This is a genomic window from Imperialibacter sp. (genome assembly GCF_040222385.1).
GTDB lineage: Bacteria > Bacteroidota > Bacteroidia > Cytophagales > Cyclobacteriaceae > Imperialibacter.
In genome coordinates, this window is sequence record NZ_JAVKDF010000014.1 from 109,683 (window position 1) to 122,863 (window position 13,181).

The 13,181-nt window shown below is 46.4% G+C and carries 14 protein-coding genes; 5 read left to right on the top strand and 9 right to left on the bottom strand.

Going from position 1 to position 13,181, the window contains the following annotated elements; translation table 11 throughout:
• Positions 1 to 65: 65 nt before the first annotated feature.
• A complete protein-coding gene (locus RIG68_RS03415) occupies positions 66 to 1,559 on the bottom strand; it encodes an NAD(P)H-hydrate dehydratase (protein WP_350118572.1) in 1,494 nt (497 codons plus the stop codon).
• Between the two features lie 137 nt (positions 1,560 to 1,696).
• On the opposite strand from RIG68_RS03415, the gene RIG68_RS03420 reads away from it, so the two are divergent.
• Both RIG68_RS03420 and RIG68_RS03425 read left to right on the top strand, forming a co-directional pair.
• Entirely contained in the window at positions 1,697 to 2,590 is an 894-nt protein-coding gene (locus RIG68_RS03420; protein WP_151997610.1) for a bestrophin family protein, read from the top strand.
• A complete protein-coding gene (locus RIG68_RS03425; RefSeq protein WP_151997611.1) occupies positions 2,587 to 2,772 on the top strand; it encodes a hypothetical protein in 186 nt (61 codons plus the stop codon). Before RIG68_RS03420 ends, RIG68_RS03425 begins: the two co-directional genes overlap by 4 nt.
• A gap of 51 nt (positions 2,773 to 2,823) precedes the next feature.
• Here the strand turns inward: RIG68_RS03425 and lipA are convergent, their stop codons facing one another.
• The 5 genes from lipA to RIG68_RS03450 form a co-directional block, all read right to left on the bottom strand.
• Positions 2,824 to 3,711 (bottom strand): lipoyl synthase, encoded by an 888-nt coding sequence (lipA, locus tag RIG68_RS03430; RefSeq protein ID WP_151997612.1) that lies wholly within the window; start codon positions 3,709 to 3,711, stop codon positions 2,824 to 2,826.
• 78 nt (positions 3,712 to 3,789) lie between these two features.
• Positions 3,790 to 4,515, bottom strand: a complete 726-nt coding sequence (locus RIG68_RS03435; RefSeq protein WP_350088546.1) for a hypothetical protein — start codon at positions 4,513 to 4,515, stop codon at positions 3,790 to 3,792.
• A gap of 233 nt (positions 4,516 to 4,748) precedes the next feature.
• Positions 4,749 to 5,102, bottom strand: a complete 354-nt coding sequence (gene ytxJ, locus RIG68_RS03440) for a bacillithiol system redox-active protein YtxJ (RefSeq protein WP_350118576.1) — start codon at positions 5,100 to 5,102, stop codon at positions 4,749 to 4,751.
• A gap of 1 nt (position 5,103) precedes the next feature.
• Positions 5,104 to 6,786, bottom strand: a complete 1,683-nt coding sequence (locus RIG68_RS03445) for a hypothetical protein (protein WP_350118578.1) — start codon at positions 6,784 to 6,786, stop codon at positions 5,104 to 5,106.
• A gap of 118 nt (positions 6,787 to 6,904) precedes the next feature.
• Positions 6,905 to 8,881, bottom strand: a complete 1,977-nt coding sequence (locus tag RIG68_RS03450; protein ID WP_350118717.1) for an alpha-ketoacid dehydrogenase subunit alpha/beta — start codon at positions 8,879 to 8,881, stop codon at positions 6,905 to 6,907.
• Between the two features lie 188 nt (positions 8,882 to 9,069).
• Between RIG68_RS03450 and RIG68_RS03455 the strand changes: the two genes are divergently transcribed.
• The 3 genes from RIG68_RS03455 to mnmC2 are packed head-to-tail and all read left to right on the top strand — an operon-like array spanning position 9,070 to position 11,491.
• Positions 9,070 to 10,308 (top strand): M16 family metallopeptidase, encoded by a 1,239-nt coding sequence (locus tag RIG68_RS03455; RefSeq protein WP_350118580.1) that lies wholly within the window; start codon positions 9,070 to 9,072, stop codon positions 10,306 to 10,308.
• The gene (ispF, locus tag RIG68_RS03460) at positions 10,305 to 10,814 is read left to right on the top strand and encodes a 2-C-methyl-D-erythritol 2,4-cyclodiphosphate synthase (RefSeq protein WP_350118582.1); all 510 of its coding nucleotides are present in this window, start codon (positions 10,305 to 10,307) and stop codon (positions 10,812 to 10,814) included. Before RIG68_RS03455 ends, ispF begins: the two co-directional genes overlap by 4 nt.
• Entirely contained in the window at positions 10,814 to 11,491 is a 678-nt protein-coding gene (gene mnmC2, locus RIG68_RS03465; protein WP_350118585.1) for a tRNA (5-methylaminomethyl-2-thiouridine)(34)-methyltransferase MnmC2, read from the top strand. The genes ispF and mnmC2 overlap by 1 nt, the downstream gene beginning before the upstream one ends.
• Position 11,492: 1 nt before the next feature.
• Here mnmC2 and RIG68_RS03470 read toward each other — a convergent pair whose 3' ends face one another.
• The 3 genes from RIG68_RS03470 to RIG68_RS03480 all read right to left on the bottom strand — a co-directional run bounded on the left by RIG68_RS03470 (position 11,493) and on the right by RIG68_RS03480 (position 13,146).
• Positions 11,493 to 12,350 (bottom strand): class II glutamine amidotransferase, encoded by an 858-nt coding sequence (locus RIG68_RS03470; protein WP_350118588.1) that lies wholly within the window; start codon positions 12,348 to 12,350, stop codon positions 11,493 to 11,495.
• Positions 12,351 to 12,413: 63 nt separating this feature from the next.
• The gene (locus RIG68_RS03475; RefSeq protein WP_502880607.1) at positions 12,414 to 12,908 is read right to left on the bottom strand and encodes a PIN domain-containing protein; all 495 of its coding nucleotides are present in this window, start codon (positions 12,906 to 12,908) and stop codon (positions 12,414 to 12,416) included.
• Position 12,909: 1 nt separating this feature from the next.
• Positions 12,910 to 13,146 (bottom strand): UPF0175 family protein, encoded by a 237-nt coding sequence (locus tag RIG68_RS03480; protein WP_350088570.1) that lies wholly within the window; start codon positions 13,144 to 13,146, stop codon positions 12,910 to 12,912.
• Between the last annotated feature and the right edge of the window lie 35 nt (positions 13,147 to 13,181).

Sequence of the window (13,181 nt, forward strand, 5' to 3'; positions counted from 1 at the left end):
TTTCCTCAAAAATGGAGGTGAAATGAACGGTGAAATTAGACCAGACTCAAAATTCGGCTCGAATATTACAATTTTGTAAACGCCGCTGGAAGAAAATCAATAATGTCAGAGGCGATTAAACCATATTCTCCCCTTGATTGAACGGCCAAGTCGCCTGAAATCCCGTGGAGTAAGACCGCTAAACGAGCACTTTTCGTCGGAGAAAATCCCTGGGATAGTAGTCCACCCGCAATGCCAGTAAGTACATCGCCGCTCCCCGCAGTAGCCATGCCCGGGTTTCCTGTGCTGTTAAAATAGGCCTCTCCGCCTGGAGTGCTGATGCTGCTGTACGCTCCTTTTAGAACCACAATCAACTGGTGTTTTTTTGAAAACTCAATTTGTTTGTTCAACCTTTCGTAGTCGTTGCTCCAGTCGCCTACCAGTCGCCTGAACTCCCCGGGGTGGGGTGTTAATATGCTATTGGCTGGAACTTGCTTGAAAAGCTGTGGATTTTGGCTCAAAATATTGAGTCCGTCGGCGTCAATGACCATAGGTTTTGAAACAATCTTCAGAACGCTTTCAAAGGCCTTAACGGTCACATTATGCGTGCCAAGACCTGGCCCTATAGCGACACAATCAAAGTTTGACAAATCGTTCGGCATTCGGGCAATATGGTCATTATTGGCATCCTCGCTGACCATGGCCTCTGGCACAGCGGTGTGCATGGGCGTTACGGCACAGCCCGGCGCATGGACCGTTAGCAGACCCGCACCAGCCCGCATGCAAGCCTTTGAGGAAAGAATAGCAGCACCTACTTTACCCTTGCTTCCGGCAATCAGCAGCGTACGTCCTGCATCACCTTTGTGAGCAAACCTGGCTCGGTTGGGCAGTCTCAGATCCTCATCCCCCACCTGTTGGTAATAGTAGGAACACTCCAATTCCATCATAAACTGGGCTGAAAGGCCAATGTCAACAGATTTCCATTCACCCACATACAGGTAGTTCTCAGGCAAAAGAAAGGCTAGTTTAGGTGCCTGAAATGTGATTGTAATATCCGAATGGAACGCTATTGCGCCATTCTGGGGTTGATCGCAAAAAAGTCCCGAGGGGATGTCAATGGCCACTTTTCTGACTTCAATGCCATTCAAAAAGTCTATTAGTTTCGCATAGTCCCCATCAACCGGCCTGTTCAGACCTGAGCCAAACAAGGCATCAACTATAACCAGCTTGTCTGGGATATCCGCAGCGTATATCTCCGACGCTTTGGCCACGCTGACAGCGCCTGTAAGGCGGTTAAGGTTGACCCTGAAGTCTTCAGTTCCTTTTTCTGCCGATCCCGCCAGCCACACCTTTACCTCATATTTTAGATCTTTCAGCAGGCGAGCTACGGCAAGACCATCTCCTCCGTTGTTACCTGTTCCACAAAAAACCCATACGACGTGGTCACTAAAAAAGTGCTCCTCAAATTCTTCAACAAAGGCATTACTAGCCCTTTCCATTAGGTCAATAGAGGCTATAGGCTCATTTTCTATAGTATAGGCGTCAGCTTCACGGATTTGTTGAGGAGAAAGAATTTTCATAGCGACTGAATTCTCAGTAAGTTAGAAAGCTTTTTTCACAAGGGCTTTAAAATGATGCCATTTGAGCTAGGGAGTTTATTATTCGTTACCTATCTTTTGAGCTGTTTTTAGCAAAACCTACCCTAAATTCTGATCCTATGATTGAGTACAACCCCAAATCCTGGGTTTCCCTAATTTTTGATGTCTACAGCCGATATGTTATCAAATCGCTTTTCCCGCTGCTGGCATTTATGATGGTGTATTCCACATTCTTGACTTATGTACTCGTTGATATATTTGAAATTCATACTTTTTTCGAAGGAGCTATTGTATTTCACTCACTATTAGGAGTAGTGCTCGGTCTTTTCCTGGTACTGAGAACCAACACAGCCTACGACCGCTGGTGGGAAGGCCGAAAATTGTGGGGACAGCTCGTGAATGATACCCGGAGCCTTTCCATGAAGGTCAACGCCTATCTGCCTGAGAAATCCAGAGATGACCGCTCTTACTTTGAGCACATGATTCCAAATTTTGTATATGCCATGAAAGAGCACCTCAGGCACGGCACGAAAATGGAAGAGTTGGAGTTTGAAAACGAATATGATGAACAGAAAGTAAAGGCATGCGACCACAAACCGAACAAAATCAACGCCATGCTTTTCCAAAGGATAAACGCCATCTTTAAAAAGGGCGAAATCACTGGTGAACAGCTCATTATTTTTGACAAAGAAATTAAAAATTTTGCTGACATCATGGGAGCCTGCGAAAGGATCAAAACGACCCCTATTCCCTACTCCTACAGCATGTATATCAAGAAGTTTCTCTTTATCTACACAATGACCCTCCCATTGGCTTTCGTTGTTGAATTTGGTTATTGGACAGTGGTACTCGTTGGGTTAATCTTCTACATTTTAGTGAGTATTGAGCTCATCGCTGAGGAAATTGAAGATCCGTTTGGAAAGGATATTAATGACCTACCCGTGGAACGTATCTCAATGAATATCAAGAGGAATGTAAAGGAGATCATTCAGGTGGACTTCCCGAAAAAATGAATGAATACCAGCTGCTGCTCATCGTTAACCTGATAGCCGGTGCTGGAATTGTCATTTGGGTCAACAAGAGAAAATACGAGGGGAAGAAGGCAATTATCTATGTGCTGGCTCTTGTGCTACCAATACCTACGCTTCTCTATCTGTATCTGTTATATAAGTTCACGGATCAGTTAAAAAAATGAAGGCATGGATTGTGGAATCCATGCCTTCATTTTTTCTGAAGCTTCTTCTTGTCAAATCGGCACGTTCACATGCCTCTCGGCGTGGTAGCTTGACCTGACCAGTGGGCCGGATTCCACATACTTCAAGCCCCTCTTCAAACCCTCTTCTCTGTACATGTCAAAGGTTTCCGGGTGGATAAACTCAGCCACCTCAATATGCATTTTGGTCGGCTGGAGGTACTGACCCAGCGTCAGAATATCGAGCCCGTTGGCCACCAGGTCATCGATGGCTTTGAACACCTGATCCTGTGTTTCTCCTAAGCCAAGCATAATACCCGACTTTGTGCGTTTTCCCAGCTCCTTGGTTCTTCTGGTCTGCTCCAGGCTTCTTTCGTATTTAGCCTGTGGGCGTACCCTGCGGTAAAGGCTTTCCACAGTTTCCATGTTATGGGAAACCACCTCCTGCCCGCCTTCCACCATCCTATAAAGGGCATCCCAATTGGCCTTCACGTCGGGAATAAGCGTTTCTATAGTTGTTTCGGGGCTGGCTAGTTTGGTTTGCACTACGGTTTGGTACCACACCTCAGCGCCTTTATCTTTAAGTTCGTCACGGTTAACTGAAGTAATCACAGCATGCTTCACTCCCATCAACTTAATGGCTTCGGCCACTCTCCTGGGCTCGTCTTCATCATATTCAGGCGGCCTGCCAGTGGCCACGGCACAAAAAGTGCAACTACGTGTGCAAACATTACCCAGGATCATGAAGGTGGCGGTACCTGCTCCCCAGCATTCCCCCATATTTGGACAGTTGCCACTCTCACAAATCGTATGCAGTTTGTGTGTGTCGACAAGCTGGCGAACCTTGGCGTATTCCTTTCCCACTGGCAGCTTTACTCTTAGCCAGTTGGGCTTTTTCACCCTCTGTGTGGCATCCTGAGAAATTACTGGTAACTCTATCATTGTTAGCTTTCTTCTTCCAATTGAATTATTACAAAATAATACCCTCCATGGTTCACAAACAAATGGAAAATGGAAAGGTTACCGGCGGGCGCCGTAATAGAGTGTGAAAAAGGCTGAAGTGAAAAATGCAGTGTTTGTGGCAGCCGGTATGATAATAATCTCTTTTGTGAAAGCTTCTGCCAGCACACCTATTTCAAAACCAGTGACATTACTCTTGAAAGTGCCAAATTCGAAGTTGATTGCTGCTTTGGCATTTAAACCAGGCTGTATTTTCGACTGACCAAGGCCCTGAAAAAGTCTTCCGGTTCCTAAAATACCGCCAAAACTATGCCGAGCTGGATCAAATTGCTCGACTGTAAAAGTACTGGGCCCGGTGGCGTATTTTACGTAGTAAGGAGCAACAATGCCCAAGGTAGGGCCAGCGGCCCAGCTAGCATTGATCTGAACGCCCTGCTGAGGTGCTTTTCGAAACATCAAATAGTCCTTGCCATACTGCAAGCGAACAGCATAAAGGTAGTTTTTCTTAGCCCAGACAAATGGATTGCCGTATTGGGAAATATACCTATACTCTTTTGGGTGCTTCACGTTGATCAGCTCCATTCCAAAAGTTCGGAAGGTCTTTTCATCCATGGCCTGAGAGTACTTCAGAACGATGCCACCGATGAGTCCGCTGTTTGTGTTTTTATTGATGCCCCATATATATTCTCTTGAATATTCATAGTTACCGTTGTCCTGTGACTTGGCCACTGACGATGTCAGAAGAATAAAGCAAAAGATAGAAAGTCCTGTATTTAGACGTTTCATAAGGGAACCAGATATTTTAGACCAAATTAGCCATTTTTAGCTTAATCGATAATCAACAAGACTAAGTTTGAATCAAAATGGTTGACTGTCTCCGAGTAACGGCATGACAACAATAAATTGATTCGGACTTCAATAACAAATAAACACCTGTTACCCCTATCGCTTAGTAAGCAAATACTCTAAGCAGCGACTGCCAGGCTGTCGATAAGGAAAACAAAATTCCTCTGAAGCCTTTAAAGCACAACATCTTTGGTCGCCGACTTGATCGCATCATACGAAATACTGAAATGCGAAGCTTCGTAAACTGGCTTGCCCTGGAAGAGTACTATAGCCTGTGGAGACTGGTGCTCAATACCCAACTCATTTGCCACAGCGTGCGACGTCGATCTATTCGCCAGCAAGTCGAGGTAGTAGGGTTTCCAGTCCTTCATCTCACTTTCGTCCCATTTGCGTTCAATCCTGTCCAGCGACGCTGCACTTATAGAACAACTGGTGCTGTGCTTGAAAATCAATACCGGGTGGGAATTTGACTCTTCGATAACGCTTTCAATTTGCTCAGGCGAAGTGAGCTTATTCCATTTGATCATACTAGTAATTCCAGATGTCTCTTTCTTTTTTGTCGTACTTAGGTTTATCAGACCCATTTTTAACACCCTTTGCTACCTCTTTGTTCCCGCTCACTCTCACCAATATGATATTCAGCTCCCGCCATTCTTTTCGAAGCTTTCTGGAGTTAATTTTCCTGCCTGAGATATAGGCAATACTGGGGTGGCTATCACCAGTTCCTCGTTTTATTTTAAAACCACCGGTATACTCAGCGAGTCGTCCTGCCTCTTTCTCGGAGTGATGCTTTTCTCTTCCCTCAGTTCTCACCTTCAAGAACCCGCTGTATTCATTGTACATCAAGGCGTATCCTTTGTCTTGTAGCTTTTCAGCAAACTTAGACACCCTTTTTTCGTCACCCTGCCAGTCGGTAATCATCTCATTATATCTTTTCCTGAAGCTCCTGTCTCTTGGCGTGGTTACGATAGTGGGAATATGGGTAGACACCAGTGGATTATAATTATTGTCTCTTCTCTTTTCTTTATCAGGCAGGGAAAACTGTCTTGCTTCCTCGGAGATTGACCTGTTAACTCCGTTCCCTGGCCGATAGAACCCGGCTTCCTTGCTGTACCTCGGCGTAGCCTTTCCTATTGGGAGAAACCCTGATGTATTATTGAACCCAATTGCCCAACCTCCCTTTTTTACAACAAAGCCGGGGTCTTTGCTATACCTCGGAGAAACGCTTTCCGGCGAAACCTGTTTGGGAGCCTTGCTATATCTGGGGGACACACTTCCAGGAGAAACTAGCTTGGGTGCCACACTGTAGCGAGGTGAAACACTTTCGGGTGATACACGCTTCTGAGGTTTGCTATACCTGGGGCCAGCCTTGGCTATTGGCAATATTCCGGGGGTCTTTCTAAAACCAAAAATCCACTTACTCTTGTTGGTGACAAAACCCTGGCTTTCGCTGTACCGTGGCGAAACGCTTCCGGGAGAAACCTGCTTAGGTGCTTTGCTATACCTTGGAGATACACTTCCGGGCGACACCCTCTTTTGAGGCTTGCTATAGCGGGGGCCCGCTTTGGCAATTGGAAGTATTCCGGGGGTATTCTTAAAGCCAATGACATAGCCCCCCTTTTTAACGACAAACCCCTGGCTTTGGCTGTACCGGGGGTTAACTGACTGAGGGCTTACTCTTGGTTGCGGCACAGAATACCTGGGTGAGGCGGCGTATCGTTTGGTTCGATCAAACCCGGGGTTCTTTGAGTACCTGGGATTTGGTGAATTAGGATTGTAGATGCCAATTCTTGGCGAGAGCCTGATCATGGGCACACGTCTGCGTTGCTTGCTTGCCTTTTCGCTATTGGATCTGTATTTGACCTTTGATTTTCTGCGGGAAACCTTTCCAGGCTCCGAAAAACGAGCAGAAGATCGGGGTGAGTTGTCGATGGAAACGCCACCGCCGGTTGACTGATAGTTAGCTCCCTGCCTGATGTTCTTCTTTGGACGTTTAACAGTTCTTGTGTCGACTTTTCTGTCTTTCTTGGATACTTGCCCAGCGTTTTTTTCGGACTTGCCTCGTCTTCTGTTGAGGAAAAAACCAGGATTTTCGGGCTTCTCCTCAACTGTCTTCAGTTTATTTCTTCCCTCCAGCAACTGAGCCTTCGCTACATCAGCAGAAGCCAACCATAACAAAATGGCCAACAAGCTAATCCAGGTAAGCCTCAAGGCTGATGAGGTGAAAGTTTTAAAAGAAGAAGAAATAAACACCCGTTAAACTCAATTAAGTAAACCTAAAGCGGCAATATATAAAATTAATGCCCAAATGAAGAATTGACGGCTCTTACTAAAAACGCAAAAGTTCCTCGATTCTTTCCCTCAGGCGGCCTTTTGGCAAAAAGTTTTGCTCCAATGCCGGTGCAAAAGGCACTGGCGTGTCAAGACTTGCTTCACGCATAACTGGCGCATCAAGACTAGTGAAGCAATGCTCACTTATCCAGGCAGCGATTTCGGCACCGATGCCGCCCGTGAGGCAATCCTCATGCAGCACCAACACTTTGCCTGTTTTCTTCACGGTTTCCCTTACCGCTTCCTTATCCCATGGCAACAAAGTTCTCAAATCCACAATGTCGGCGGACACACCTAGCTCTTTACAAACATGCTGAGCCCAGTGTACCCCCATGCCATAAGTAATAATGGAAATATCGGTGCCTTCGGCAGCTAGTCGGGCTTTGCCTATTTCCACAGTGTAGTAATCGTCGGGAATCTCTTCAGTCAGGGAGCGATAGAGCACTTTGTGCTCAAAGTACATATAGGGGTTGGGGTCTTCCAAAGTCGCATTCAGCAGCCCCTTGGCATCATATACGGTAGATGGGTAAACAATTTTCAGTCCCGGTGTATGGAAGAACCAGGCTTCGTTGGATTGGGAATGAAACGGCCCTGCCGCCACGCCAGCTCCGGTTGGCATCCTCACTACGACGTCTGCTTTCTGACCCCAACGCCAGTGGCTCTTGGCCAGATTGTTCACAATCTGATTGAAGCCCTCGGTGACAAAGTCAGCAAATTGCATTTCCACCATCGACTTCATGCCTTTGATAGAAAGCCCAAGACCGGTACCAACAATGGCCGATTCACAAAGGGGTGTATTGCGCACCCTGTCTTTTCCGAATTTCTCAACAAAGCCATCTGTTGCCTTGAAGACTCCGCCGTACTCTGCAATATCCTGACCCATGAGCACAAGCTCGGGGTATCGCTCCATGCTTTGACGAAGCCCGTCAGTAATGGCATCGAGAAAGCGCTTCGGGGAGGTGCTCTTACTCTTTGGAGCAACTACTTGCTGCACGAAAGGGCTGTAAAGGTCAGCCAGCTCTTGCTCAGTCGACGGAATTACCTCCGGCTCACTGAAAGCTATCTTCACAGCCTTGTCCACCTGACTTTTTATTTTCTTTCTGGTCTTTTCCGCTGCTTCGTCGGTCAATACGCCAGTTTCTAGCAGGTATTGCTCAAAATTATTGATGGGATCTTTGGTTGCCCAGTAGTCCATTAGCTCCTTGGGTACGTACTTGGTACCGGACGCTTCCTCGTGCCCACGCATCCGGAATGTGTTGGCTTCAATCAGAATTGGACGTGGATTTTTTCTGATATCCTCTGCCAACCTGGATATGCTGAGATAAACCTCCAGAATATTATTGCCATCGATACTGATGGTTTCGATGCCATACCCTGGCCCCTTGTCAACAAAGGATTTGAACTTGAATTGTTCGTTGCTGGGTGTGCTCAGACCATACCCGTTGTTCTCTACAATAAAAAGCACCGGCAAATCCCAGACAGCTGCCACATTAAGGGCCTCGTGAAAGTCGCCCTCACTGCTGCCACCATCGCCTGTAAAAACAGCGGTTGCGGCATTCTCCTTTTTCAGCTTACCTGCCAGGGCAATACCATCTGCCAGCGCCAACTGCGGCCCCAAATGGCTGATCATTCCCACAATCTTATATTCTTGTGTACCAAAGTGAAACGACCTGTCCCGGCCTTTGGTAAACCCATTGGCCGTACCCTGAAACTGCGAAAAAAGTCTTTCGTAAGGGATGCCACGGGAGGTAAACACGCCAAGATTGCGGTGCATTGGCAGGATGTATTCGCTTTCCTTTAGAGCGAGTGTAGCCCCAACGGATATCGCTTCCTGCCCAATGCCAGAAAACCACTTACTGATTTTGTTCTGACGAAGAAGGATAAGCATTTTCTCTTCGATAAGTCTGGGCTCCAAAAGCTTCTCGTATATGGAAAGAAGCTGCTTGTCTGCTAGCGACTTCCTGTCAAATTTCATTTGGGTGAGGGTTCCGGCCGCAATTGCCATAATCTGTTGTTTAATTGTTAGCCAAATGTAAATGTTTGAGCTTTGCGGAGGAAAGCGGAGATGGAAAATTCTTTGCAAAACCGAACCTTTTACATATTCGATGTAGTTTCGGACAATAGTATGAGTGAATGCTTATTTTAGCGGCAATTTTATAGCAAATGATTCAATTCGAAAGTTTTAAACTGGCCAACGGGCTAGAGGTACACGTAATACCCGACAATAGCACCGAACTGGCAGTGGTAAATATCTTGTACAAGGTGGGCTCAAGGGATGAGGAAGAGCATAAGACTGGCTTTGCACATCTTTTTGAACACCTGATGTTTGGGGGTTCAAAGCATATTCCAAGCTACGATGAGCCGCTTCAACTGGTGGGGGGAGAAAACAACGCCTTTACCAGCCCCGACATTACCAACTATTACATCACGTTGCCGGCAGCCAATATTGAGACCGCCTTTTGGCTGGAGTCAGACAGAATGCTGAGCTTGTCCTTCGATCCAAAAGTGCTGGAAGTGCAGCAAAAGGTGGTGATTGAGGAATTTAAACAGCGCTACCTGAATCAGCCTTATGGCGATATTTGGCTTAAGCTGAGGCCGCTGGCTTATAAAGAGCATTCTTATAAATGGGCGACCATTGGCAAGGAAATCTCTCACATTGAGAACGCCACGATGAATGACGTGCAGGACTTTTTCTTTAAATATTACCGCCCCAACAACGCCATAATGGTAGTGGCCGGCAAGGTAACCACCGAGCAAGTGCGAAAGCTGGCAGAGAAATGGTTTGGCCCCATTCCGGCAGGAGACGTTCCTGCCCGCCACCTGCGGGCGGAGCCCAGGCAAAATGAAGCCCGGACGCTAACAGTGGAGTCAAAAGTACCGCTAAGCGCTCTTTACAAAACCTACCACATGAGTGGAAGGGCTGCCGACAACTACCAAACAATCGATTTTCTCGGTGACATTTTGGGCAGAGGTAAATCGAGCAGGTTATACAATGTGCTGGTGAAGGAGAAAAAAATATTCAACAGCATCCAGTCGTATGTGCTCGGTTCTATTGACCCCGGCCTACTGATGATTGATGGCAAGCTGAATGAAGGACATACCTTTGAGGAAGCCGACAAAGCCATTGATGAAGTGCTGGCCGAAATCAAAACGAAGAAGATTAACGCCGATGAGTTGACCAAAGTGAAAAACAAAGCGCTCTCATCTCTTGTTTTCTCTGAAGTAGAGTTATTGAACCAGGCAATGAATGTGGCATTCATGTCATTTTTGGGAGACCCAAACTGGGTGAACAAGGAAACTGAAAAAATCGAATCTGTGACCACAGACAATGTCCTCGACGAAGCCAACAACATTCTTACTCACGCCAACAGTTCCACGCTGTACTACGAAGCAATAAAATGAAAAAGCCAACAATCAGGATCGGTTACGGATATGATGTGCATCAGTTGAAAGAGGGCTACGACCTGTGGCTGGGAGGTATTAAAATTGACCATGAAAAAGGGGCAGTCGGACATTCGGATGCCGACGTAATCATCCATGTAATCTGCGATGCCATTTTGGGTGCTGCCAACATGCGGGACATAGGATTTCACTTCCCAGACACAGATCCAAAATATAAGGGCATCGACAGTAAAAAGCTGCTCGATGAAGTGATGACCCTCATAAGAAACAAACACTACGAAGTTGGTAATATAGATGTGACCCTCTGTGCTCAACGGCCAAAGGTGAATCCGTTTATTCCGCAGATGGTGGCCGTTCTTTCTGAGGTAATGGATGTGGCCGGGGAAGATATTTCCATAAAAGCTACAACTACCGAGAAGCTTGGCTTCGTTGGAAACGAGGAAGGCATTGCTGCCCATGCCGTTGCGCTTATTTACAAGGTTGAAAAGACAAAGGGCGAAGGTTGATGAGCGCCAACATTCATCTCATTGTTACGGACGACGGCTCACATTCCTTAAAAAATGAAGCCCTCAACGAGACTTACCACTCGTTCCATGGTGCCATTCAGGAGTCATCGCACGTTTTTATCGAGATGGGGCTCAGGCATTGGTGTGATCATCACAAGAGCGCACCGAAAATTTTGGAGATTGGCTTTGGCACAGGACTGAATGCGTTTTTAAGTCTGATTTTTGCAGAAGAGCACCAGCAAGAGGTTTACTTTGAATCATTGGAGACGTTTCCTTTGCCTGCTGAAATTTATGACGCACTTAATTATGCTGAAGCAGTTGGAAAAGCAGAGTTTGGTTACCGTTTCGGCCGGCTTCACACGGCACAGTGGGGTGAAAAAGCTCAGGTGGCCACCCATTTTTCACTTAAAAAAGTGGAAACTCCGGTACACTACTATTCCTCAACCACTCCATTCAACATCATCTATTTCGACGCATTTGCTCCCAACAAGCAGCCCGAGATGTGGGCCATGGAAGTGATACAAAAGATGTATGACTCACTTGCTCCCGGGGGTTTTCTGGTAACTTATTGCGCACAGGGGCAGTTTAAACGAAACCTGAAGCAAGCAGGCTTCAGAGTGGAGGAGCTCCCCGGCCCGCCAGGCAAAAAGGAAATGGTAAGGGCTGTGAAAAGTTAGGTTATGCAGTCACCTTTCTCAAGCTCACACTCAAATCCTTTTTCACTAAAATCATGTGGTTGTCGGGGATGGGCTTCCAGTCCTCAGCAAACTCCGTCAGTTTTTCAGACACAATCATCACCGACTTTTCTTCCGGCGTGGCAGGCAACATGTGGCACATGCCATCTTCGCACACATAGCGGCTCCCTTCCGAGTAGTAGAGTGTCAATGGCTTGTCGCTCGGGTTGGAAATGTACCTCAGGCCCACCATGCGCTCACCGTCAACAAATACCATGTTGAGGTAGGCAGGGTCGGTAATCTCAGCTTCGTGCATGGCAGCCTTCATGTCGACAATCATTTCCTCGAAGGAATCGGCCACATCCTCGGCGTCAAAGCTGGTGCCTCTTGTCGCCAGCTTATCAAGAAAAACGGCGAATAGGTGCTCAGAGTCCGTCTGGCCTTTGATCCAGCGGTATCGATCTTCATGTAGAGAAGTGGTTAGTCGGCGTTTTATTTTGATGAAATCGTCGACGCCACCATTGTGCAGCATCAGGTAGTTTTGGTAATGAAAAGGATGGCAATTAGCCTCCGATACGTCGCCTTCGCTGGCAGCACGAACATGGGCTACCAGGCATTCCGACTTTACTTTTGGGGCCAGGTAGCGCAGGTTACGGTTGTTCCACGCCGGATAAATCGACACAAACGTGGCGGGGTCAGGCGAAATTTCTTTGTGGTACCAGCCTACGCCGAAACCGTCGCCATTGAGCGGCTCCTCAATTTCTTTGGCGCTAAAGCTCTGTTTGATCATCGAGTTTTTAGGCTCGTACAGGAATTTATCCATCAGGATGGGTCTTCCCAGGTAGGCGAGGAGTCGGCACATAAGGGTGTGTAGTTAAATTGAGAAAAGATAGGGGATTTTCGGAATAGACAATTTAAATTCCGCCTATTTAATTACTTCGTTGGCAGCCGATAGAGCAGATTGGTAAACTTTTGCTGAAATAAAGAAATTTGCCTCTTCAATCAGTCGATCGAGAAGAGGTTTGACTGCACCGATAAAGCCTTTCTCCTTTGCTAAAATCAAAATGCCAACAAGGCCAATGCATCGAATATTATACGACTCAGCGATAGCCCTTCCTTTTCTTTCGTCAATCAAAAGGAGGCTATTAGTATATGTCAAAGACAAGGCAATTGCTTCGTACTCGCCTCTATCGAGCGTTTCCGTAAGTTGGTCATAAACGGAAAAATCTTCAAGGCTCTTTGTCTTTATCCAATCGGCATTGACAAAAACACTCATATCGATTCCGAAATTTGCCAACTGTTCGATTTCAACAAACACTCTTTCGGGTATAAAAACATCCCCAAACAGAGAATGGAGCAAATCTAATTTTTGTACCACTATCAAGTTGGACACAGAAGATGTGTCTGCAACTACTACCACCTCAAAGCTTCTTTATTATCTGAAGATCTTTCTCCAAGTCATCTTCACCATAGTGGACAGGTATTTTCCTGTCGGCAAGAATCTTTTGGAACTGGAACGGGTGAATGCCAGCAAAGGCAGATGATTTGCCCATGGTGAAGACGTCCCTTTGAAACAGGAATATAGCCAGTTCAAGCTTGAACTGCTCTTCAGACATGTTTGCCTGATTGAGTATTTCGTCTGTGATAAGCAAACTCATACTTCAAATTTAATCAAATTGAGCCAAATATTACA

Coding starts and splice junctions, on each gene's coding strand:
- RIG68_RS03415 (WP_350118572.1), bottom strand. CDS start 1,559: ATGAAAATTCTTTCTCCTCAACAAATCCGTGAAGCTGACGCCTATACT.
- RIG68_RS03420 (WP_151997610.1), top strand. CDS start 1,697: ATGATTGAGTACAACCCCAAATCCTGGGTTTCCCTAATTTTTGATGTC.
- RIG68_RS03425 (WP_151997611.1), top strand. CDS start 2,587: ATGAATGAATACCAGCTGCTGCTCATCGTTAACCTGATAGCCGGTGCT.
- lipA (WP_151997612.1), bottom strand. CDS start 3,711: ATGATAGAGTTACCAGTAATTTCTCAGGATGCCACACAGAGGGTGAAA.
- RIG68_RS03435 (WP_350088546.1), bottom strand. CDS start 4,515: ATGAAACGTCTAAATACAGGACTTTCTATCTTTTGCTTTATTCTTCTG.
- ytxJ (WP_350118576.1), bottom strand. CDS start 5,102: ATGATCAAATGGAATAAGCTCACTTCGCCTGAGCAAATTGAAAGCGTT.
- RIG68_RS03450 (WP_350118717.1), bottom strand. CDS start 8,881: ATGAAATTTGACAGGAAGTCGCTAGCAGACAAGCAGCTTCTTTCCATA.
- RIG68_RS03455 (WP_350118580.1), top strand. CDS start 9,070: ATGATTCAATTCGAAAGTTTTAAACTGGCCAACGGGCTAGAGGTACAC.
- ispF (WP_350118582.1), top strand. CDS start 10,305: ATGAAAAAGCCAACAATCAGGATCGGTTACGGATATGATGTGCATCAG.
- mnmC2 (WP_350118585.1), top strand. CDS start 10,814: ATGAGCGCCAACATTCATCTCATTGTTACGGACGACGGCTCACATTCC.
- RIG68_RS03470 (WP_350118588.1), bottom strand. CDS start 12,350: ATGTGCCGACTCCTCGCCTACCTGGGAAGACCCATCCTGATGGATAAA.
- RIG68_RS03480 (WP_350088570.1), bottom strand. CDS start 13,146: ATGAGTTTGCTTATCACAGACGAAATACTCAATCAGGCAAACATGTCT.